This window comes from Bradyrhizobium sp. JHI2711 (assembly GCF_056156565.1).
Genome location: NZ_JBPZPT010000003.1, coordinates 786229 through 807179, shown reverse-complemented (window position 1 = coordinate 807179; position 20951 = coordinate 786229). Strand labels below are relative to the sequence as shown.

At 64.8% G+C, this 20951-nt stretch carries 18 protein-coding genes; 11 read left to right on the top strand and 7 right to left on the bottom strand.

Features of this window, described 5'->3' with window-relative positions; translation table 11 throughout:
* Window positions 1–140: 140 nt before the first annotated feature.
* From ACTEK7_RS26100 to ACTEK7_RS26090, 3 genes are all read left to right on the top strand, one after another.
* The gene (locus ACTEK7_RS26100) at window positions 141–1442 is read left to right on the top strand and encodes a serine hydrolase domain-containing protein (protein WP_225147224.1); all 1302 of its coding nucleotides are present in this window, start codon (window positions 141–143) and stop codon (window positions 1440–1442) included.
* A gap of 144 nt (window positions 1443–1586) precedes the next feature.
* Window positions 1587–2540, top strand: a complete 954-nt coding sequence (locus ACTEK7_RS26095; RefSeq protein ID WP_225147225.1) for a tetratricopeptide repeat protein — start codon at window positions 1587–1589, stop codon at window positions 2538–2540.
* Window positions 2541–3052: 512 nt separating this feature from the next.
* Entirely contained in the window at window positions 3053–3466 is a 414-nt protein-coding gene (locus ACTEK7_RS26090; protein WP_109146002.1) for an SRPBCC family protein, read from the top strand.
* A gap of 147 nt (window positions 3467–3613) precedes the next feature.
* Here ACTEK7_RS26090 and ACTEK7_RS26085 read toward each other — a convergent pair whose 3' ends face one another.
* Window positions 3614–3859, bottom strand: coding sequence for a hypothetical protein (locus ACTEK7_RS26085; protein ID WP_225147226.1), 246 nt, complete (start codon window positions 3857–3859; stop codon window positions 3614–3616).
* Window positions 3860–4040: 181 nt separating this feature from the next.
* On the opposite strand from ACTEK7_RS26085, the gene ACTEK7_RS26080 reads away from it, so the two are divergent.
* The 5 genes from ACTEK7_RS26080 to ACTEK7_RS26060 are packed head-to-tail and all read left to right on the top strand — an operon-like array spanning window position 4041 to window position 9331.
* Window positions 4041–4295, top strand: coding sequence for a DUF2933 domain-containing protein (locus tag ACTEK7_RS26080; RefSeq protein ID WP_036014201.1), 255 nt, complete (start codon window positions 4041–4043; stop codon window positions 4293–4295).
* Window positions 4295–4969, top strand: a complete 675-nt coding sequence (locus ACTEK7_RS26075; protein ID WP_036014198.1) for a methyltransferase family protein — start codon at window positions 4295–4297, stop codon at window positions 4967–4969. Before ACTEK7_RS26080 ends, ACTEK7_RS26075 begins: the two co-directional genes overlap by 1 nt.
* Window positions 4970–5017: 48 nt before the next feature.
* Window positions 5018–5725: an ABC transporter ATP-binding protein gene (locus ACTEK7_RS26070; protein ID WP_225147227.1), complete on the top strand. Its 708-nt coding sequence runs from the start codon at window positions 5018–5020 to the stop codon at window positions 5723–5725.
* A gap of 4 nt (window positions 5726–5729) precedes the next feature.
* Window positions 5730–8093 (top strand): ABC transporter permease, encoded by a 2364-nt coding sequence (locus ACTEK7_RS26065; RefSeq protein WP_225147228.1) that lies wholly within the window; start codon window positions 5730–5732, stop codon window positions 8091–8093.
* Between the two features lie 2 nt (window positions 8094–8095).
* Window positions 8096–9331: an efflux RND transporter periplasmic adaptor subunit gene (locus ACTEK7_RS26060; RefSeq protein ID WP_036026436.1), complete on the top strand. Its 1236-nt coding sequence runs from the start codon at window positions 8096–8098 to the stop codon at window positions 9329–9331.
* 209 nt (window positions 9332–9540) lie between these two features.
* On the opposite strand, the gene lepA is transcribed toward ACTEK7_RS26060, so the two are convergent.
* Window positions 9541–11352, bottom strand: coding sequence for a translation elongation factor 4 (gene lepA / locus ACTEK7_RS26055; RefSeq protein WP_225147229.1), 1812 nt, complete (start codon window positions 11350–11352; stop codon window positions 9541–9543).
* Between the two features lie 112 nt (window positions 11353–11464).
* Here lepA and ACTEK7_RS26050 point away from each other — a divergent pair, with 112 nt between their 5' ends.
* On the top strand, window positions 11465–13090 hold the full coding sequence (locus ACTEK7_RS26050) for a glycosyltransferase family 39 protein (RefSeq protein ID WP_225147230.1): 1626 nt from the start codon (window positions 11465–11467) through the stop codon (window positions 13088–13090).
* Window positions 13091–13155: 65 nt separating this feature from the next.
* Here ACTEK7_RS26050 and ACTEK7_RS26045 read toward each other — a convergent pair whose 3' ends face one another.
* The 5 genes from ACTEK7_RS26045 to ACTEK7_RS26025 form a co-directional block, all read right to left on the bottom strand.
* Entirely contained in the window at window positions 13156–13473 is a 318-nt protein-coding gene (locus ACTEK7_RS26045) for an HPr family phosphocarrier protein (RefSeq protein ID WP_036014186.1), read from the bottom strand.
* Window positions 13470–13871 (bottom strand): PTS sugar transporter subunit IIA, encoded by a 402-nt coding sequence (locus ACTEK7_RS26040; RefSeq protein WP_007597752.1) that lies wholly within the window; start codon window positions 13869–13871, stop codon window positions 13470–13472. The genes ACTEK7_RS26045 and ACTEK7_RS26040 overlap by 4 nt, the downstream gene beginning before the upstream one ends.
* A 133-nt stretch (window positions 13872–14004) precedes the next feature.
* Complete coding sequence (locus ACTEK7_RS26035; protein ID WP_057027499.1) at window positions 14005–14529, bottom strand: HPr kinase/phosphorylase; 525 nt, start codon at window positions 14527–14529, stop codon at window positions 14005–14007.
* Complete coding sequence (locus ACTEK7_RS26030; RefSeq protein ID WP_225130995.1) at window positions 14526–16322, bottom strand: sensor histidine kinase; 1797 nt, start codon at window positions 16320–16322, stop codon at window positions 14526–14528. Before ACTEK7_RS26030 ends, ACTEK7_RS26035 begins: the two co-directional genes overlap by 4 nt.
* Before the next feature lie 113 nt (window positions 16323–16435).
* A complete protein-coding gene (locus tag ACTEK7_RS26025; protein WP_008542552.1) occupies window positions 16436–17137 on the bottom strand; it encodes a response regulator transcription factor in 702 nt (233 codons plus the stop codon).
* A 241-nt stretch (window positions 17138–17378) separates the two neighbouring features.
* On the opposite strand from ACTEK7_RS26025, the gene ACTEK7_RS26020 reads away from it, so the two are divergent.
* The gene (locus tag ACTEK7_RS26020) at window positions 17379–18128 is read left to right on the top strand and encodes a HugZ family pyridoxamine 5'-phosphate oxidase (protein WP_225147231.1); all 750 of its coding nucleotides are present in this window, start codon (window positions 17379–17381) and stop codon (window positions 18126–18128) included.
* Between the two features lie 62 nt (window positions 18129–18190).
* A complete protein-coding gene (locus tag ACTEK7_RS26015; protein ID WP_225147232.1) occupies window positions 18191–20779 on the top strand; it encodes a CHAT domain-containing tetratricopeptide repeat protein in 2589 nt (862 codons plus the stop codon).
* Window positions 20780–20951 lie beyond the last annotated feature (172 nt).

Sequence of the window (20951 nt, the reverse complement as noted above, 5' to 3'; positions counted from 1 at the left end):
GATCCGCGGGGCGAGAGCAAGACGGGTTGCCACCGCAGGCTGACACGGCCCGCCTGCAATGATAGCATGCCACGCGTCACCAGCCTGCGATGTTGTTCTCGTGAAGCGCACACCCACCAACGTGCGGGGAGGCAAGTGCAATGAACTGGGGAGCGTCGTTTAGGCCGCGCGGGTGCCGCCGGCTTTTCCTGCCCGTCATTTTTGCATCCGCGATCTGGTCGCCGCTGGCGTGCGCGCAGGACGTCCGAAGCGCGCCCGCCGCGCCGGGGCCGGTCTTTTCGGAGAGCGGTCCCGATGCCGAGCTCTACGGTGCGGCTGAGGGCTATCCGGTCGGCACGCGGGGCGCCGCTCCCCCGCTCGACAAGCTCGTCGGCAGCTACAGCCATTTCGGCGAGATCTATCCCTCGCGCCGGGTCGCTCGCGCGACGGCGCCCTGGCAATTCAAGCGCGCGCCGGAGCCACAGGTCACCTACAGTCTTGGCACCGAAAAGCTCGGCATTGCGGACTACCTCAAGCGCAACCCGGCGACGGGCCTCCTGATCGCCAGGGACGACACCATCCTGTACGAGCACTATCAATATGCACGGACCGACCACCACCGCTTTGTCTCGATGTCCATGGCCAAGACGCTGGTGGCCATGCTGGTCGGGATCGCGGTCTCGGAGGGACGGATCAAGTCGATCGACGACCTCGTCTCGACCTATGTCGGCGGCCTTGCAGGCACGGAATATGGCAACACGTCCATCCGCGCCTTGTTGAACATGTCATCGGGCGTCGAATTCTCGGAAGTCTATGACGGGAACGACGACATCGCCCGGCTTGGGCGGGCCTTGTTCGCCGGCCCGCCGAAAGATCCCGCCGCCATCGTCGCGCAGTTCAACACGCGGACCGCGCCGCCAGGCACTAAATTCCACTATGCCAGCGTTGAAACGGAGATCCTTGGCTTGGTCCTGCGCGCCGCCACGGGCACGCCGGTCGCCGACTATCTCCGCGACCGGATCTGGGACCCCATCGGCACCGAGGCCGATGCCTCCTGGGTGATCGACGGCAGCGGGCAGGAGATCGCCTATTGCTGCTTCAACGCGACCTTGCGCGATTATGCGCGCCTGGCCCGGTTGCTCGCCCATGACGGCGCCTGGGAAGGCCGGCAGCTGATCCCCCGGCAGTGGCTGCTGGATGCCACGACCGTCAGGCCAGAGGACGGTCATCTCGCTCCGCGCGTGGCCACGCGCTATTTCGGCTACGGCTATCAGGTGTGGCTCCTCCCGGGCGAGCAGCGGCGATTTGCCTTGCTCGGCATCCGCGGTCAGCTCATCCTGGTCGATCCAGCCTCCAAGCTCGTCATGGTGCACACGGCCGTTCGTCAAAAGCCGAACGAACCCGGAGCCTTCAGGGAGCCGCTCGCGTTATGGTCTGCTGTGCTGCAGCAGCTCGGGCAATGACGAATTGCTGACGCCTGCCAATGGCATCCAGCCGCGCTGGCGCGGTCGGTCGCGTCGGAAAGCCGCGGCGGCATTGAACCTGTCCGGCTTCCGGGAGCACCAACGGCGCGTAGGTCCCTGATGTCAGCGACGAGGGAAGGCGCGATGAAGGCTCTGAAAGCATCGATCTGTGTTGCAGTCACAGCGCTCGCCTTGAGCCTGTCGTTCGGCGTGCCATCCCATGCTGAAGAGGACGAGGCGGGCACGCTCACGCGGCAGATGAAAGAGCTTTATCGGGCCGGGAAGTACATGGAAGCACTGCCTCTGGCCCAGAAGTCGCTGGCCCTTCGCGAGAAGGAGTTCGGCCCTGATGATGCGCAGGTCGCGACGCCGCTGAACGACCTCGGCACGATCCATTACAATCTCGGCCAATACGCCGTTGCCGAACCGCTGTACAAGCGCGCGCTGGCCATTGACGAGAAGACGCTCGGTCCGAATCATGCCGAAGTCGCGATGGTGCTGAACAATCTCGGCGACCTCTATCGTGCGGAAGAGCGTTACGCCGAAGCGGAGCCGGTGCTCAAGCGGTCGATCGCCATTCACGAGAAAAGCGGTGGTCCATCGATCGTGATGGCGTTGAGCAATCTCGGCGCTGTCTACAGCCATCAGGGCCGGTACGATCAGGCCATACCGCTGTTCAAGCGAGGCCTCGCGGTGCTGCAGAAGGCGCTCGGTCCTGACGATCCCGAAGCGACGGTGCTGATGAACAATTTGGCCGACGCCTATATCAATCGCCATCGCTATGCCGATGCCGAGCGGCTGCTGAAGCGGTCGATGGCGGTGACCGAGAAGGCGTTCGGCCCGGATCATCCCGACATCGCGCAGGCACAGAACAATCTGGCTGCGCTCTACGGGCGTCAGGGCCGTAACGCGGAGGCCGAGCGGCTGTTCAAGCGGTCGGCGGCCACTTTCGAGAAAACCCTCGGCCCCAACCATCCGGATCTCGCCGGCGTTCTGGAAAACCTCGCCGGTCTCTACAAGTATCAAGGCCGCTATGCCGATGCCCAGCAGGTCCTGAAGCGGTCGATGGCCATCCGAGGGAAGACGAGGCCGATCTGAAGGGCAGCGGGAGGATGGTTGCGATCTGACGAATAGCGAAGTTGGGATCGAAAGCCATCGAACCTCATGTCGGATCGCCAGCGAGTATCGCTATAGCAATGAATGAGGCTTGATTGTTCCAATGACGGAGGTGCGCTCCCTCTCGCTGGCGGGCAGGGCTATCGCATGTGAGAGTTTCTCCCTGCGGCCATCCTTCGAGACGCCCGCTTGAGCGGGCTCCTCAGGATGAGGGCGGAGTCCGCGGCAGCAGCTTCAAACGGGCACCGACGCCAATGAGCCTCATCCTGAGGAGACGCGTCAGCGTCGTCTCGAGGCGTGCGCGCAGGCACACTTCGCTTGCCCACACCACAACTTCTCCAACTTTTTTGGCACATTGACGCCGGACCATGTCGGCATGGGCCGGTCTCGATCGTCCTCGGGTCGACACGTCCCGGACGTGCTGGAAATGGACCCGGCACACGTGGCGAGATTCCGTCAATTCGAGCGTCAAAGTCGCAACTGGAGCAATGCCCATGAGGATCACCGTCGAAACCAGCGTAGCCGCCCCGATCGATCAGGTCTGGCGTGCCTATACGACGCCAGCCGACATCGTGAAGTGGAATGCCGCGTCCGACGACTGGCATACGACCAGTGCGACGGTCGACCTGCGGGACGGCGGCGCCTTCTCGTCGCGGATGGAGGCCAAGGACGGCAGCATCGGCTTCGACTTCGCCGGCACCTACACCAAGATCGTCGAGCACAAGCGGATCGAATACGCGTTCGGCGATCGAAAGGCCGAGGTCGAGTTCGTGCCCGGCCCGAAGAGTGTTGTCGTCCGTGTCGTCTTCGACGCCGAAACCACGCACTCGGTCGAACAGCAGCAGGGCGGCTGGCAGGCGATCCTCGACAATTTTGCGCGATACGTCGAGGCAAAGAGGAAATCGTGATCGATTAGCAGCGAACGTGGATGCCTGCATCGCACCCGCTGCGATGCAGGTGCCATGCTTCAGCGCGGCCATGAAGCTTCCTGCGGCATGTCGACCTTGCCGAATTGCCGCATCTTCTTCTTGCCTTCGCGTGCCGCTAAGATCGAACTATTTCTTGTTGCCCATGTGATGAGGCGACGACGTGCCGGGGCCGCCCGTGTAGTGATGACCGCCTGATTGAGCGTTGGCAGAGGTGCCGGTCTTTTCTTTCTTCCCCATGTGGTGCGGAACTTCTGTCTTGGGTCCGCCGCTGTAGTGATGGTCGTTCTTTTCCTTGTCGGTGGATTGAGCCGTGGCGGGTACGGCCAGCAGGGAAACAATGCCGATTGTGGCGAGAAGCGTCTTGGTGATCATGTTCGGTCCTCCAGGTTGCGAAGGTCCACGATACGCATCGGCGCAACGTCGGTCTTGACGAATCTCAAGGTACGATCGGTTGCTAATTGTCTCGCGCGCTCAGCTCCCGCGAGCCTTTGATCTGCGTCAAAAGCGATGGCGGCGGTGCTCCTATGCTGCGGGGATCGAGAGGAGCGCGCCCATGCCGGTGCAGGATCATTCCGCTTATCGACAGCGGCATGCCGCGGGCATGTCCATGAGAGCCAAGGCTGGCCTGGTCCTGATCGGATTCCTGGCCATCGCCGGCGTGCTGCTGTTCAGCGAGCACAGGGCTCACGTGCTGGGGCTCCTGGTCTGGCTGCCGCTCCTTGCCTGTCCGCTGATGCATTTCTTCATGCATGGCGACCATGGTCACCGTCACGGTGGCGGCCGGCCAAACGATTCGAGGAGCGCGTGATGCACGACATTCCGCCTGCTTACGGCCTCTGGAGCCTCGTCACCGTCAACTCGGCGGTGTTCATCCTGTTTTCCTACAGCTTCTTCAAGCCGCAGACCTCGCGCGACTGGCGCTCCTTCGGCGCCTTCAGCGCGTTCCTGGTGGCGCTGTTCGCGGAGATGTACGGTTTTCCGCTCACCATCTATTTCCTGTCGGGTTGGCTGCAGTCGCGCTACCCGAACGTCGACTGGTTCTCGCACGACGCCGGTCATCTGCTCGAGATGATGTTCGGCTGGAAGACCAATCCCCACACGGGGCCGTTCCATGTCGTCAGCTTCATCTTCATCGGCGCCGGGTTCATCCTGATCTCCCTCGCCTGGAGGACGCTGTACGAGGCGCAGCAGACCCGGAGCCTCGCCACCACCGGTCCTTACAGCTACGTCCGGCATCCGCAATATGTCGGCTTCGTGCTGGTGATGTTCGGCTTCCTGTTGCAATGGCCGACGATTCTGACCTTGGCGATGTTTCCGGTGTTGACCGTCATGTACGTGAAGCTCGCCAGGGACGAGGAGCGTGAGGCCCGGAGCGAGTTCGGCGAGGCCTATGCCCGGTATGCCGCGCAGGTGCCGGCCTTCATTCCCCATCTCAACCGGCGATCCGGTCATAGCTCTTCTGGCGGCTATCGTCACGGCTGACCTTCGCGAGGAGATGCCTGCAAACGGCGCTAGCTTTAAAGGACGTCAATGAGCGTTCCCGTCTTCACCGCAAAGGCGCTGACTAAGATCTATGTCTCCGGCGAGGTGATGGTGCATGCCCTCAACGAGGTCGACCTCGACATTCCCGAGAAGGAAGTGGTCGTGCTGCTCGGCCCCTCCGGCAGCGGCAAGACGACGTTGCTCAACATCATGGGCGGCCTCGACCGTCCGACCAGCGGCCGGCTGTTCTTCCGCGATCTGGACCTAACGGACCTGGAGGACCGCGAACTCACGAAGTACCGCCGCGATCACGTCGGCTTCGTCTTCCAGTTCTACAATCTGGCGCCCAGCCTCACGGCCTACGAAAACGTCGCGCTGGTCACCGAAGTCGCCAAGAATCCGATGCGGCCGGCCGACGCCCTCGCGCTGGTCGGACTCGAAGCGAGGATGCATCACTTTCCCGCCCAGCTCTCCGGCGGCGAGCAGCAGCGCGTCGCCATCGCCCGCGCGATCGCGAAGCGGCCGGCGGTGCTGCTCTGCGACGAGCCGACCGGGGCGTTGGATTCGAAGACCGGCATCCGCGTCATCGAGGCGCTGCTTGGCGTCAACCGGCAGCTCGGGACCACTACAGTCATCATCACCCACAACGCCAGCATCCAGGAGGTCGCCGACCGAGTGCTGTTCTTCGCCGACGGCCGCATCTCCCGCATCCGGACCAACGAGGCCCGGCGGGAGGCCGCCGAGCTCACCTGGTGACGACATGAAGGTGCTAGACATCAAGCTGCTTCGTGACGTCAGACGGCTCTGGGCGCAGGTGCTCGCGGTCGCGCTGGTCCTCGGCGGCGGGGTTGCGACTCTGGTGCTCGCGGTGGGCTCGCACCGATCGCTGGAGGAGACCCGGATCGCTTATTACGAGCGTTACGGCTTTGCCGATGTGTTCGCGCAGGCGAAGCGGGCACCGAAGGCGCTCACCGACAGGATCGGCGAGATCCCAGGAGTCGCCGCCATCGACACCCGTATCGCCAAGCCGGCGCTACTCGACATTCCCGGTTTCTCCGCGCCGGCCAGCGCGCAGTTCGTTTCGCTGGCCGACACGGGTGAGCAGCATCTCAACCGGCTCTACATGCGCTCCGGGCGGTTCCCGGCGCCGGGACGGACTGAAGAGGTCGTCGTCAACGAGCCGTTCGCTCGGGCGCACGGTTTCGTCGAGGGGGCGCGGTTCTCCGCCATCCTCAACGGCAGGAAGCGCGAGCTCGTCATCGTCGGCATCGCGCTGTCGCCCGAGTTCGTTTACACGGTCGGACCGGGCGACCTGATGCCGGACGATCGCCGCTATGCCATCGTCTGGATGTCGGAGAAGGTGCTTAGCGCTGCCTACGATCTCGACGGCGCCTTCTCGGCGGTCGCGGTCAAGCTGCAGCCCGGCGCCTCCGAGCGCGATGTGGTCCGGCGACTGGACGCCCTGCTCGATCCTTATGGCGGGCAGGCGGCGCATGGCCGCAAGGACCAGACCTCACACGCCTGGCTCGATCATGAACTCGACATGCTCAACAACATGAGCCGCACGCTGCCGCCGATCTTCCTGCTGGTCGCGGCCTTCCTCGTCAATCTCACCATGACCCGGCTGGTCGCGCTCGAGCGCGAGCAGATCGGCCTGCTGAAGGCGCTGGGTTATTCAGACGGCAGCATCGTGCTGCACTATTTCAAGTTCGTTGCCTTCATCGTCGTGGTCGGCATCGTGTTGGGCGGCATCGTGGGCACCTGGCTCGGTTTGCACGTCACCGCGCTGTTCGGCGACTTCTTCCACTTTCCGTTCCTGGTGTTCGCGAAGGCACCGGACGTTTATCTCACGGCAGGTGCGCTTAGCGCGGCGGCTGCGGCGATCGGCGCATTCCGTGCGTTGCGCGAGGTGGTGAAGCTGCCCCCGGCCGTCGCCATGCAGGCGCCGGCCCCGCCGGTCTATCGCCGGCTGCTTTCGGCGCGCATCCAGCTCGACCGGATCGTGTCGCAGCCGACGCTGATGATGATCCGCAACATCGCCCGGCATCCGGTACGGGCCTTCTTCACGGCGCTCGGCATGGCGCTGGCCACCGCGATCCTAGTCGTCTCGCTGTTCACGCGGGACAGCATGGAGCATCTGACCGATGTGACCTACTTCCTCGCCGACCGGCAGGACGCAACCATCGGCTTTGCCGAGAAGCGGATCGCAAATGTCGTGGAGCAGGTGAGCCGGCTTCCGGGCGTTCTCGCCGCCGAGCCGTTCCGCGAGGTGCCGGTCCGGATCCGCCACGGCAACGTCGAACGGCGCATCGTCATCAGCGGCCGACCGGCTGCTGCCCACCTCAGGCGCATCATCGACGTCGAGCTTCGGCCGGTCATCCTGCCGGAGACGGGCCTCGCCATCTCCGGCATGCTCGCGCATATCCTCGGCGTCGGACTAGGCGATAGCGTCGAGCTCGATCTGTTGGAGGGCGCCAGGCGATCCGTGACGGTGCCGGTCGTCGCGACCGTCGAGGACTACTTCGGGATTAGGGGCATGATGGAGATCGAGGCGTTGCACAAGCTGATGCGCGAGGCGCCCGTCGTCACTAGCGTCAATCTCAGCCTCGACGAGAACCGGACGGAGGACTTCTACACGGCGGTGAAGTCCATACCGACGGTCGGCGGCGTGGCGCTGCAGCGCGTTTCGCTGGCGAACTTCCGCAAGACCGTCGCGCTGCTCGTCACCACGATGGCGAGTATCTACACGGGCCTTGCCGGCGTGATCGCGTTCGGCGTCGTCTACAACAATGCGCGCATTTCGCTGTCCGAACGGGCGCGCGAACTGGCCAGCCTGCGCGTGCTCGGCTTCACGCGCGGCGAGGTGCTGCGCATCCTGCTGCTTGAGCTCGCCATCCTCACCCTGATCGCCCAACCGCCCGGTTGGCTGATGGGCTACGGCCTCGCCTGGGTAATGAAAACGAACCTCGCCGGCGAGTTGATGCGCGTCCGCCTCGTCGTCGAGCACTCGACTTACGTGATCGCCACGTCCGTCGTGGTGCTGGCCGCCATCGTTTCCGCCGCCGTGATCCGAGAACGCATCGACAGATTGGACCTTGTTGCGGTCCTCAAGACGCGAGATTAGCCATGCCCGCCAACTGGACCAAACGCATCATCGGCGCCGCGCTCGCTGCTGCGATCCTCGCAGGGCTCGCTTGGTTCGCCTGGCCCCGACCGGTTCTGGTCGATCTCGCGACCGTCGCGAAGGGGCCGATCGAGGTCACGGCGGACGACGACGGCAAGACCCGCGTGCGCCACGTCTACACGGTGTCGGCGCCGATCGCGGGCAAGGTCTTGAGAATCTCGCATCCGCTCGGCGAGCAGGGGCCTTCGCTCCATGTCGGCGACGACGTCGTCGCTAACCAGACCGTCGCCCTGATGCAACCGACGCTGCCCGGCTTCATCGATGCGCGATCGCGCGATCAGCTGCAGGCGGAGGTCCTGGCCGCAGACGCCGCGATCCAGCAGCAGGAAGCTGAAGTGCAGCGGATCGAAGCCGCGCTGGATTTTTCGCGGACCGAGTTCCAGCGGGTGCAGACGCTGTTGCGGACGCAATCCACCTCGGCCCAGGCATACGACAAGGCGAAATTCGAGGTCGCCACCAACGAGGCCGCCCTGAGAGGTGCCAAGGCCCAGGTCGAGATGCGCCGCGCAGTGCGGACCAGCCTGGCGGCCCGGCTGATGGACCCGGCAAGCGCTATCCCGCCCGCGGAGCCGACCTGCTGCATCCGTGTGCTGGCGCCGACAAGCGGACGGGTATTGAAGATCATCCAGGACAGCGAGACGACGGTTCTGCCCGGGACGCCGCTGGTTGATATCGGCGACCCGTTCGATCTCGAGGTCGTGGCCGACCTGCTCTCGACTGACGCGGTCCAGATCAAGGTCGGCGCGCCGGTCCGGATCGATGGCTGGGGCGGTCAGCCCATCGCGGGAAAGGTGGTCCGGGTCGACCCGGCCGGTTTCCTGAAAGTCTCCGCACTCGGCACCGAGGAGCAGCGGGTCCGCGTGACCATCGATTTCACCGACCCGCCCGAGAAGTGGGGCACGCTCGGGCACGACTATCGTGTTATCGTTCACGTGACGACATGGAGCGCGACCGAGTCGCTGACCGTGCCGGTGAGCGCTTTGTTCCGAAAAGGCGACCAATGGGCGGTTTTCGCCGACGAGAACGGCCGTGCAAGAACTGTCCCGGTCCGCATCGGCCACCGGAATAACCGCGTGGCCGAAGTTCTCTCCGGACTAGCTGCAGGTGATCGCGTCGTGTTGCACCCGAGCGACCGGATCATCGAGGGCATCAGGATCGCGAAGAGGGGCGAGGAATAGATACACGGCTGAGAGGCAAGCGTTCGATGATGCCACCATACCCCTGTTTTGCCCGACGGGTCAAACCGAGTTCGTAAAATCGAAAAAGCACAATGCCGCCAAGGGGGCGGCTACTGTGCATGGGGTTGTTTTCGCACTTTTTGTTTGCCGTCGGGAGAGCGCCTGTTTGCCGGCCTGGGCGACCCGGCTGGCCCGTCCCGAGCCTCGCCTCAGCTGTCGACCTTCAGCGCGGCAATAAAAGCTTCCTGCGGGATGTCGACCTTGCCGAACTGCCGCATCTTCTTCTTGCCCTCCTTCTGCTTCTCCAGAAGTTTTCGTTTACGCGTGATGTCGCCGCCGTAGCATTTCGCGGTGACGTCCTTGCGCAGCGCGCGCACCGTCTCGCGCGCGATCACCTTGCCGCCGATCGCCGCCTGGATCGGGATCTGGAACATGTGCGGCGGGATCAGCTCCTTCATCTTCTCGACCATGGCGCGGCCGCGCCCTTCCGCGCGGGTGCGGTGGACCAGCATCGAGAGCGCATCGACCGGCTCGGCATTGACCAGGATCTGCATCTTGACGAGATCGGCCGGCTTGTAGTCGGTGAGATGATAGTCGAACGAGGCGTAGCCCTTGGAGACCGATTTGAGGCGGTCGTAGAAGTCGAACACGACCTCGTTGAGCGGCAGGTCGTATTTCACCATGGCGCGGGAGCCGACGTAAGTGAGCTCCTTCTGCGCGCCGCGGCGGTCCTGGCACAGCTTCAAGACGCTGCCGAGATATTCGTCGGGCGTGAGGATCGTCGCCTCGATCCAGGGCTCGTCGATCTCGGCGATCTTGACGACATCAGGCATGTCGACGGGATTGTGGATCTCGATCTCCTGGCCGTCGGTGAGCTTCATCTTGTAGATCACGCTCGGCGCGGTCGCGATCAAATTGAGATCGAATTCGCGCGACAGCCGCTCCTGAATGATCTCGAGGTGGAGAAGCCCGAGGAAGCCGCAGCGGAAGCCGAAGCCGAGCGCAGCCGACGTCTCCATCTCGAAGGAGAAGCTGGCGTCGTTGAGGCGCAGCTTGCCCATCGCGGCGCGCAGCGTCTCGAAGTCGTCGGCGTCGACCGGGAACAGGCCGCAAAACACCACCGGGATCGCCGGCTTGAAGCCCGGCAGCATCTCGGCGACCGGCTTCCTGTCGTCGGTGATGGTGTCGCCGACGCGGGTGTCGGCGACTTCCTTGATCGCGGCGGTGATGAAGCCGATTTCGCCGGGGCCGAGCTCCTCGACCTGCTGCATCTTCGGCGTGAAGAAGCCGACGCGCTCGACGTCATAGGCCGCGCCCGTGCCCATCATGCGCACGCGCTGGCCCTTCTTCATCGTGCCGTCGACGATGCGCACCAGCACGACGACGCCGAGATAGACGTCGTACCAGCTGTCGACCAAGAGCGCCTTCAGCGTGGCGTCGCGATCGCCCCTCGGCGGCGGCAGGCGGTTGACGATGGCTTCCAGCACGTCGGGGATGCCGAGGCCGGTCTTGGCCGAGATCATCACCGCATCCGAGGCATCGATGCCGATGACGTCCTCGATCTGCTGCTTGACCTTCTCGGGCTCGGCCGCGGGCAGGTCGACCTTGTTCAGGACCGGGACAATCTCGTGATTGTTGTCGAGCGCCTGGTAGACGTTGGCGAGCGTCTGCGCCTCGACGCCCTGGCTGGCGTCGACCACGAGCAGGGAACCCTCGCACGCCGCCAGCGACCGCGAGACCTCGTAGGCGAAGTCGACATGGCCGGGCGTGTCCATCAGGTTGAAGATGTAGTCCTTGCCGTCCTTGGCGCGGTAGGCGAGGCGCACCGTCTGCGCCTTGATCGTGATGCCGCGCTCGCGCTCGATGTCCATGGAATCGAGCACCTGTTCCTTGCCCGCCATCTCGCGGTCGGAGAGGCCGCCGGTCATCTGGATCAGGCGGTCGGCCAGCGTCGATTTGCCATGGTCGATATGGGCGACGATGGAGAAATTGCGGATGTTGGAAATAGGGACGGTCGTCATGGGCGCGGGATACCACTCACATCCCCGTGCGGCAACCATATTGCTGTATTTTCAGGGCCTTTGTTCACGCCAAGCTGATTCCATGACGGGCCAAAACGCGCTACGCACGGCCATGTCCACGACCTCTCTTCCCACTGCCGGAGCGCGGGCAAAGACCCGCTTGAGTTACAACCGCTTCCGGGCCTTCCTGGTTGCCTGTGCGGTCCGCCCCGAGGCGCGCCTGTGGCTGGTGATCCAATTTGCCATCCTGCATGCGGTGCTCTGGACCTTCATCCTGATCAATCTTAAGGCGGCGCAGGACGTTCATATGGACGTCGCAGAAGCCTGGGGCTGGGGCCAGAAATTCCTCTGGGGCTATGGCAAGCACCCGCCGTTGTCGGGCTGGGTGGCCGGCCTCTGGTTCAAGGCGCTCCCGGCGGCGGACTGGGCGACCTATGCGCTGGCGATGACGACGGTGAGCGTCGGCATGGTGATCTGCTGGCTGATCGCCTTGCGCGCGGTGGATGCGCGCCGCGCGTTCCTGGTCGTGGTGATGATCGCGCTCTACCCGATCTTCAATTTCAAGGGCTTCAAGTACAACCCGGACCTGCTGCAGCTCGTCACGCTGCCGCTCCTGGTGCTCGCTTATCTCAACGCCTTCGAGAAGCGGAGCTGGCAATCCGGAATCCTGCTCGGGCTTGCCGGCGCGCTGGCGCTGATGACCAAATATTGGGTGCTGACCATGATCGGCGCGATCGGCCTCGCCGCGCTGATCCATCCCGACCGGTTGCGCTTCCTGTCGTCGCCCGCGCCGTGGGTCGCGATTGCCACGATGGTCGCGGCGATGATCCCGCACCTCGTCTGGCTGGCGGATGCGCATTTCGTGCCGCTGACCTATGCCGGCGACACCTACAGCCTTCAGGACAAGGCCCAGGTGCATCAGCTCGTCGCGGGCTATGTGCTGCACAACTTCGCGCTGCTGGCATTGCCGGTGGCGCTCGCGGCGCTGGCCATGGCGCTGGTGCCGCCATGGGGCAGATTGCTGCTGGCTGCGCCGTCGCGCATCGTCACGCGCGCCTGGGCGCGTGGCGCCAATGCAGGAGTCAATGTCTCGCAGGCGCTGAATGTCTGGATCGTCCAGGTCATCGTCGCAGTCGGCCCGCCGCTCGGCGCGCTCGCCTTCAGCATCTACATGAAGACGGATTGGGGCATCTCGCTGTTCTTCCTGGTGCCGCTCGCACTGGTCGCGATCCCGACGCTGCGCGTGCAGAGCGCCGCGCTGTTCAACATCGCCGCGATCTGGCTCGTGCTCAGCGCCGCGACGCTCGCCGCTTCGCCCTGGATCGCCGCGCGCGAGATGGCGGCCAATGCCGGCAATGCCCAGATCTATGGCGCGCGCTCGGAGCTCGCGCGCGAATTGACCCAGGCCTGGCACACCCGCTTCGGCTCGCGCTGGGCCGTCGTTGCCGGCACGATGGAGCAGATCCAGCCGCTGGTGTTCTACAGCCCGGATCATCCGTCCGCGCTGCTGCCGTTGGAGGCCTGGGATTCCGGACTGACCTCGCGCGACGACGCCAGGAAGTACGGCTTCATCGGCGTGTTCGATCCGACCGACGGCCGCCTGCCCGCGTTCGAGAAATGGGTGTCGGAGGTTGCGCCCAACGCCGAGCGCATCGTGATGACAACGCGCCGCTTCACCAACGGCAAGGCCGGACCGTCGATGAGCTGGAACATCTACTTCGCGCCGCCGGGGAAATGATTTCGTCACCTCTCCCGCAAGTACGGGGCGAGGGAGCGCACCTGGCCGCGTGGTGAGAGAAGGGCCTAAACCCCTTCCTCGTTGAACTTGCTTTCAACGAGCTCCGTGATCGCCGCGAGCGCGGCTTCGGCGTCGGTCCCCGCCGCCGCCACCGTGATCGTCGTGCCGGGACCCGCGGCGAGCATCATCAAGCCCATGATCGAGGTGCCGCCGACGGTCTCGCCGCCGCGCGTCACCCACACCTGCGCATCGAAGCGCTCGACCGCCTGGACGAATTTCGCCGAGGCGCGCGCATGCAGGCCGCGCTTGTTGATGATCAGGAGATCCTTGGAGATCGCGCCCGCGGGCACGCCGGTCGCGGCTTGTGGCGCCTCCTCGCTCATTTGCCGGCGAGCACCCGGCTGGCGATGGTGACGTATTTGCGGCCAGCTTCCTGCGCCATCGCGATCGCGTCGGGCAGCGGTCGCTCCTCGCGCACCTTGGCAAGCTTGACCAGCATGGGCAGGTTGATGCCCGCGAGCACTTCGACCTTGGGCCGGCTCATGCAGGATATTGCCAGGTTCGACGGCGTGCCGCCGAACATGTCGGTGAGGATCGCAACGCCGTCGCCGGAATCGACGCGGTTGACCGCCTCGATGATGTCGCTTCGGCAGAGATCGGAATCATCTTCGGCGCCGATCGTGATCGCTTCGATTTGCTTTTGTGGGCCCATGACATGCTCAAGCGCTGCCTTGAATTCGTCGGCAAGGCGCCCGTGGGTCACAAGTACTAGACCAATCATCGGAAAACTCCTCGCGGGCGCTTTTGGTGCACCGCACGAACGCGCCACTTTGACCATCCAGAGCCCCCGCGCAAGAGGGGATGTTGCGTATCTCCCTGAATCTAGACGGATGGATGAGGGGAGCTGCGCCGGTCTATTCGGTCGCGATAGTGGGGTTCATATGGTTACCATTTCCCTTCAAACAATCGCCTGATGGGTTAACGGAAGATGAACTCTTGGTAGTGGTCAAGGCCGCAACAACCAGGGGAAGGGGCGAATAGTCGCGGGCAACAGGGATTCGCGGTATTTCGACACCAAAAATGCTGGTTTTCAGGGCTTCAGCCGGCGGCAGGCGCTCCGCGTCGACTGCGGCCAGATCGACCACGAGACCGACAGTCGCATGCTCCACGAAGTCGCAGCGGCGGATTCCGAGGCCCCGGATCTCGATCAGGCCCGCCAGGCGAGGCGCGGGGCGGACCTCAATTTCGTGGCCGAGTGTCGCCAGATGGACACGGTCGTCACCGACCAGAACGGCCCTTTCCACGACGCCCGAGCGCCCCGCCATGATCAGATCGAAGGCAAGCCGCGACTTGCCGGACCCCGAGGGCCCGCGGATCAGCACGGCGTAAGGCCCGACCTTGACGGCAGAGGCGTGAACGCTGGGCCCGCCTTCGTTCATAGCGCCGGCAGCCTGACCACGAAGCGCGCACCGGCAATTGTCGGAGTGCCGTCGGCGTCCGGCGGGCCAGGGCGGTTCTCCGCCCAGATCCGTCCGCCATGGGCGTCGACGATCTGCTTGGAGATCGACAGGCCGAGGCCGGAGTTCTGGCCAAAGCCCTGATGCGGGCGGTCGGTGTAGAAGCGCTCGAAGATGCGCTCCAGCGCGTCCTCGCGAATGCCGGGGCCGTCGTCGTCGACCACGATCTCGATCTCGGAGCGAACGCGGCGGCAGGTGAGGCGCACCTTGCTGCCGCGTTCGGAGAAGGATTGCGCGTTGGAGAGCAGGTTGGAGACGACCTGTCCGAGCCGGGAATCGTGGCCGCTCACGGCGAAGGTGTCGGTCGGGCTGCGGCCCTCGAAGCGCGTTTCGACCGCGACGTCGTGGCCGAGCTTGGTTTCGTTGGCGACGGACACCAGCGTCGTCAGCAGCCGGCGCAAATCGACCGGGATCGCATCCTGGCGCTGCAGCTCGGCATCGAGGCGGCTGGCGTCGGAGATGTCGGAGATCAGCCGGTCGAGCCGCTTGACGTCGTGCTCGATCACCTCGAGCAGGCGGGCGCGGCTGTTCTCGTTGCGCGCCAGCGGCAGCGTCTCGACCGCCGAGCGCAGCGAGGTCAGCGGGTTCTTCAATTCATGGGCAACGTCGGCAGCGAACATCTCGATCGCCTCGATGCGGCTGTAGAGCGCGCTGGTCATGTCGCGCAGCGCGCCGGAGAGGTGGCCGATCTCGTCGCGGCGGCGGGTGAAATCGGGAATCTCGATGCGGGCCTTGATGCGGCGGCGGACGCGTTCGGCGCTGTCGGCGAGCCGGCGCACCGGACCTGCGATCGTGCTCGCCAGCAGCAGTGACAGCATGATCATGACGGCGGCGGCGACGCCGCCGACCTTCAGGATGGCGAGGCGCTCGGCGGTGACCATCTGGTCGATGTCGTCGCCTTGCGTCGACAGCATCAAGGCGCCGTGGATCGCGCGCGAGCGCAGCACGGGGACCGCGACCGAGACGATCACCTCGCCGCGTGCGTTGACCCGCACCATCGAGCGTTTCTGGCCCTGCAGAGCGTCGCCCACTTCGGCATAGCCGTTGCCGTTCTCGGGCCCGAGCTCGCGATAGAGCGGCAGGTCGCCGCGGTTCAGCCAGGTGCGCACCGCGACCTTGCCGCGCTCGATGATGCCGGGTTGCTCGGCCGGCGGCGGCAGCGGAAAGCGCAGCACGTTTTCGAGGTTGCGGCTGTCGAGCAGCAGGCTGCCGTTCGGATCGTAGATGCGGGCGCGCGTCTTGGTCGGCGAGATCAAGGTGCGCAGCACCGGCGCGACGCGCTCCGGATTGATCGGGAAGTCCAGCGGCGAATACTCATCCGAGCCGCCATAGGTCTCGCCCGGCTTGAGGTCGAGCAGCCTGTCGGGGTCGATGGTAATGGCGTTGGTCTGCACCGTCGCGGAGGCCGCGATCGCCCCGGCGATGATCTCGGCCTGCACCAGCAGGCTCTGCGCGCGCGCATCGATCAGGCCGGCACGGAATTGCGACAGGTACAGGATGCTCGCCACCAGTGCGACGAGGCCGGCGAGGTTGAGCGAGACGATGCGGCGGGTCAGGCTCGAGAAGGACAGCGCGAAGAAGAACTGCCCGGCGCGTTTCAACCAGTTCAGCGGCCGGAAGCCCTGCGGCTTGTTGTCGGCAACGTGCTCCTGAACGCCGTCGGATGCGATATCCCCGGCGCTCTGGTTAGGGTCAGGCTGCGTTCGGTCAAGCAATGCTTACGCCCGCGTTAGGACGGCCCGTGCGAAGGTCCCCGCATCCTAGAGCGATCCTCGTCCCGATGGAACGAGAACCGGAGATGCTCTCGATCGCCGTGGAGGAGGCGCCCTCAGGCTTCCTTGAAACGGTAGCCGACGCCGTAGAGCGTCTCGATCATCTCGAACTCGTTGTCGACCACCTTGAACTTCTTGCGCAGCCGCTTGATGTGGCTGTCGATGGTGCGGTCGTCGACATAGACCTGGTCGTCATAGGCGGCGTCCATCAGCGCGTTGCGGCTCTTCACTACGCCGGGCCGGGTCGCGAGCGCCTGCAGGATGAGGAATTCGGTCACGGTGAGCGTCACCGGCTCGTTCTTCCAGGTGCAGGTATGGCGCTCGGGGTCCATGCGCAGCAGACCGCGGTCGAGCGCCTTGGCGTCGTTCTCCTTCGGCGCGACGGTCGGATCCTTCGGCGCCGAGCGCCGCAGCACCGCCTTGACGCGCTCGACCAGCAAACGCTGCGAGAACGGTTTGCGGATGAAGTCGTCGGCGCCCATCTTGAGGCCGAACAGCTCGTCGATCTCCTCGTCCTTGGAGGTGAGGAAGATCACCGGCAGGTCGGACTTTTGCCTGAGACGGCGCAGCGTCTCCATGCCGTCCATGCGCGGCATCTTGATGTCGAGGATGGCGAGATCGGGCTGGGTGGTACGGAAACCGTCGAGCGCGGAAGCGCCGTCGGTGTAGGTCATGATACGGTAGCCTTCGGCTTCCAGCGCGATCGAGACGGATGTGAGAATGTTGCGGTCGTCGTCGACCAAAGCGATTGTGGGCATGAGCCTCTCTGCTTTCTGCTTTCCGTTTGGGTCGTGGCTTGAAACGGCGAGCAATCAGTGATGCGCCGCATACATGGGTGCCGAAGTGGCGTTCGAACCTTGTCACCGAGCAATGCAAGCTGGGCTGAAGTGTGACCAAGTTCCACGAAACACGGCAGATTCGCCGCATCTCGACCCATAACCGGGCCCCCGTTTACCCGAAAAAAGGCCCTCCTTGCAACCACCTGAGCCGAGAAAGCCAATGCAACCGACCCCCAATTTCGACCCCGCAAAGCTCGCCAAATCGCTGCTGAGGCGGTCCCGGCAGGGGGCTCTGGCGACGCTGATGGTCGGCAACGGCGATCCCTATTGTTCCCTGGTCAATCTGGCCAGCCATCCCGACGGCTCGCCGATCCTGCTGATCTCGCGCCTCGCCGTGCACACCAAGAACGTCCTCGCGGACTCCAGGGTCTCGCTGATGCTGGACGAGCGCGCGGCCGGCGATCCCCTGGAAGGCGCCCGGATCATGCTGTCCGGCCGGGCCGAGGAGGCCGATTCCAACACGGATCTGCTCCAGCGACGGTATCTGAGTGCTCATCCCTCGTCAGAAGGCTTTGTTTCTTTTAAGGATTTCTCCTTCTTCCGGATCCGGCCCACGGGAACCCATCTGGTCGCCGGCTTCGGCCGGATCGTCGACCTCAAGCCGGAGCAATTCCTGACGGACCTCACCGGCGCCGAGGACCTGCTGGCGGCGGAGGAGGGCGCCGTCGAGCACATGAACGCCGACCATCGCGACGCCCTCAATCTTTATGCCACGAAGCTGCTCGGCGCCACCGAGGGCGACTGGCGCTGTACCGGCTGTGATCCTGAAGGCCTCGACATGCAGGTCGGCCAGGCAACGCTGCGGCTGGACTTCCCGGAGCGGGTGACGGATGGCACGGCGCTGCGCAAGATGCTGGTCCGTCTCGCTGGCGAAGCGCGCACGAAGGTGGACCAGGGCGCAACCGCTTGAACGTGGCTACCGATCGCCGCGACCCATGACCGTGATGGTTTTCGGGCTCGCAGCGAGGGGTCATGACGCGTCAACGTTTGGCATGGACGGCGGCTCTCGCGCTCGCCATCACCACCTTGCTCGCCACGCCAGCCCTTGCGCAGAAAGGTCTCGCCGCCGAGAGCGCGCGGCTCACCGCGCTCATCGGTGCCGGAAAATATTCGGAAGCGCTGCCGTTGGCGCAGGCGATGGTCGCCAGCCTGGAGAAGGACAACGGCCGCGATCTCTCGGGCGCGTTGAACAATCTCGGCCAGGTCCATGCCGGTCAGGGACGGGACGATCTGGCTGAGCCGCTCTACAAGCGCGCGATCGCACTCATGGAAAAATCGCTCGGCTCCGACAACGCCCTGGTTGCGGCGGAGTTGACCAATCTTGCCGCGCTCTATCAGCGACAGGGTCGCTTCGCAGAGGCCGAGCCGCTGTTCAAGCGTGCACTTGCCGTGCGCGAGAAGGCGCTGCCGCGCGAGCATCCCGACGTCGGTCAATCCCTCAACAATATCGCCACGCTTTACGCCAAGCAGCAGCGTCCGGCCGATGCCGAGCCACTGTTCCGCCGTGCGCTCGCGATCTATCAGAAGGCTGCCGGTCCCGAGCATCCCGCGGTCGCCACGGTCCTGAACAACATCGGACAGGTCGAGCGCGACCTCAATCGCGACGCCGGTGCCGAAGCGCCGATCAAGCGCTCGCTCGCGATCCGCGAAAAGGTGCTGGGGCCTGAACACCCCGACGTCGCGCGCTCGCTCAATAATCTCGCCGGGCTCTACCAGCACCAGCAGCGTTTTGCCGATGCCGAGCCGCTGTATCGTCGCGCGCTGGCGATCCGCGAACGCGCGCTCGGGCCGGATCACCCTGATGTCGCGACTTCGACGAGCAATCTCGCCGAATTTCTGCAGGCGACGGGGCGGACGGCGGATGCCTTGCCGTTGGCGCAGAAGACGCTCGCGGCCAATCGTGCGCAGCTGCGCGTCGTGCTGCCGATCCTGTTCGCGGCACGGCAGCAATCGCTGCTGGCGAGCGAGAAGGCGCTCGACGATGCCCTCAGTGCCATCCAGCGCGGCACGCAATCCTCTGCCGCTTCTGCCGTGAACAAGCTCGCGGTGCGGCTCGCCGCCGGCAGCGACCGGCTCGCCGAGCTCGTGCGCAAGGATCAGGATCTCGCGGCCGAGTCCGAAGCGCTCGACAAGGCGATCATCGCTGCGGTGTCGAAGCCATCGGCGCAGCGCGACGTCGCGGCCGAGCAGCGCAGCCGCGCGCGGATCGCGGCGATCGCGGGCGCGCGCAATGGATTGCAGAAGACGCTCGCCGTCGAGTTTCCCGACTATTCCTCGCTATCCAACCCGCTGCCGCTGACCGTCAAGGACATCCAGCCGCTGCTGGCGTCCGACGAGGCGATGGTGGTCTATTCCGTCGTCGACAGGCGGAGCTATGTCGTCGCGATCACGGGCGAGAGCGTCGACTGGAAGGAGATTCCGCTCGGAGCGGACGCGGTCGCACAGAAGGTCACGGCCTTCCGCAGGGGGCTCGATGTCGGCAAGGCGCGCGATGCATCCGGCAAATCGGGATTGTTCGACCTCGGTCTTGCCAACGAGCTCTATGTCGCGCTGCTCGGCCCGGTTGAGGCGCTGACCAAGGACAAGCGCAACCTGCTGGTCGTGCCGTCGGCGGCATTGACCGCAATGCCGTTTCATCTGCTGGTCACGGAGAAGCCACAGGCTGCGATCCCGGACCGGCTCGAGGGCTATCGCAGTGCTGCCTGGCTGCTGCGGCGTCAGGCCGTTTCGGTCCTGCCGTCGGTGATCAGCCTGAAATCGCTGCGCGCTTTTGCCCGCAGGGATCAAAGCGTCAAGCCGATGACCGGTTTCGGCGATCCCGTGTTCAACCCTGCAGCCGAAGGGCCTGCCGACCGGCGTGCCGCGAACGGCAAGGTCGCCGCACGCAGCATCGCGACGATCGCCTATGCCGACTTCTGGCGCGGCGCAGGCGTGGATCGTGCGCGGCTGGCCCAGGCGCTGCCGCAGCTGCCCGATACCGCCGACGAATTGAACGCGGTGGCGAGGGACGTCGGCGCTGCCGAGGCTGACATCCATCTCGGCCGCGACGCCAGCGAAACGACGCTCAAGCGTGCAGCGCTTGCCCAATACGGCATCATCTACTTTGCCACCCACGGCCTCGTCGCCGGCGATGTCAAGGGATTGGGGGAGCCCTCGCTGGCGCTCTCCATCCCCGACCAGCCGACGGAGCTCGACGATGGTCTTCTCACCGCGAGCGAAGTGGCCCAGCTCAAGCTCAATGCCGATTGGGTTGTGCTGTCTGCCTGCAACACCATCGCGGGCGACAAGCCCGGTGCCGAGGCGTTGTCGGGATTGGCGCGCTCGTTCTTCTACGCAGGTGCTCGCGCGCTCCTGGTGTCGCATTGGGCCGTGGATTCGGAGGCTGCGACCCGCTTGACAACGTCGACGTTCGAGCTGCTGAAGAACGAGCCAAAGCTCGGCCGCGCCGAAGCCTTGCGCCGCGCGATGTTAACCTATCTCGACGACGCCTCGTCGCCGCGCAACGCTTATCCCGCGATGTGGGGACCGTTCGCGTTGATCGGAGAGGGCGAGGTAAGATAGGGGTGTCGACGCAGTGATTGTGCGTCGCAATAACCGGACATAACGCGCAGATGTGCATTTGGTTGCGCGATCATCCGCACATTCTCGATGCGGCCTTTCAGAGCTGACATGCGCGGCGTTTGGCGCGGTCCTTGAATAAACCAAATCCTGCGGGATCAGCTTGGCAACGCCG

Coding starts and splice junctions, on each gene's coding strand:
- ACTEK7_RS26020 (WP_225147231.1), top strand. CDS start 17,379: ATGCAACCGACCCCCAATTTCGACCCCGCAAAGCTCGCCAAATCGCTG.
- lepA (WP_225147229.1), bottom strand. CDS start 11,352: ATGACGACCGTCCCTATTTCCAACATCCGCAATTTCTCCATCGTCGCC.
- ACTEK7_RS26025 (WP_008542552.1), bottom strand. CDS start 17,137: ATGCCCACAATCGCTTTGGTCGACGACGACCGCAACATTCTCACATCC.
- ACTEK7_RS26050 (WP_225147230.1), top strand. CDS start 11,465: ATGTCCACGACCTCTCTTCCCACTGCCGGAGCGCGGGCAAAGACCCGC.
- ACTEK7_RS26090 (WP_109146002.1), top strand. CDS start 3,053: ATGAGGATCACCGTCGAAACCAGCGTAGCCGCCCCGATCGATCAGGTC.
- ACTEK7_RS26035 (WP_057027499.1), bottom strand. CDS start 14,529: ATGAACGAAGGCGGGCCCAGCGTTCACGCCTCTGCCGTCAAGGTCGGG.
- ACTEK7_RS26100 (WP_225147224.1), top strand. CDS start 141: ATGAACTGGGGAGCGTCGTTTAGGCCGCGCGGGTGCCGCCGGCTTTTC.
- ACTEK7_RS26065 (WP_225147228.1), top strand. CDS start 5,730: ATGAAGGTGCTAGACATCAAGCTGCTTCGTGACGTCAGACGGCTCTGG.
- ACTEK7_RS26015 (WP_225147232.1), top strand. CDS start 18,191: ATGACGCGTCAACGTTTGGCATGGACGGCGGCTCTCGCGCTCGCCATC.
- ACTEK7_RS26080 (WP_036014201.1), top strand. CDS start 4,041: ATGCCGGTGCAGGATCATTCCGCTTATCGACAGCGGCATGCCGCGGGC.
- ACTEK7_RS26060 (WP_036026436.1), top strand. CDS start 8,096: ATGCCCGCCAACTGGACCAAACGCATCATCGGCGCCGCGCTCGCTGCT.
- ACTEK7_RS26075 (WP_036014198.1), top strand. CDS start 4,295: ATGCACGACATTCCGCCTGCTTACGGCCTCTGGAGCCTCGTCACCGTC.
- ACTEK7_RS26070 (WP_225147227.1), top strand. CDS start 5,018: ATGAGCGTTCCCGTCTTCACCGCAAAGGCGCTGACTAAGATCTATGTC.
- ACTEK7_RS26085 (WP_225147226.1), bottom strand. CDS start 3,859: ATGATCACCAAGACGCTTCTCGCCACAATCGGCATTGTTTCCCTGCTG.
- ACTEK7_RS26095 (WP_225147225.1), top strand. CDS start 1,587: ATGAAGGCTCTGAAAGCATCGATCTGTGTTGCAGTCACAGCGCTCGCC.
- ACTEK7_RS26040 (WP_007597752.1), bottom strand. CDS start 13,871: ATGATTGGTCTAGTACTTGTGACCCACGGGCGCCTTGCCGACGAATTC.
- ACTEK7_RS26045 (WP_036014186.1), bottom strand. CDS start 13,473: ATGAGCGAGGAGGCGCCACAAGCCGCGACCGGCGTGCCCGCGGGCGCG.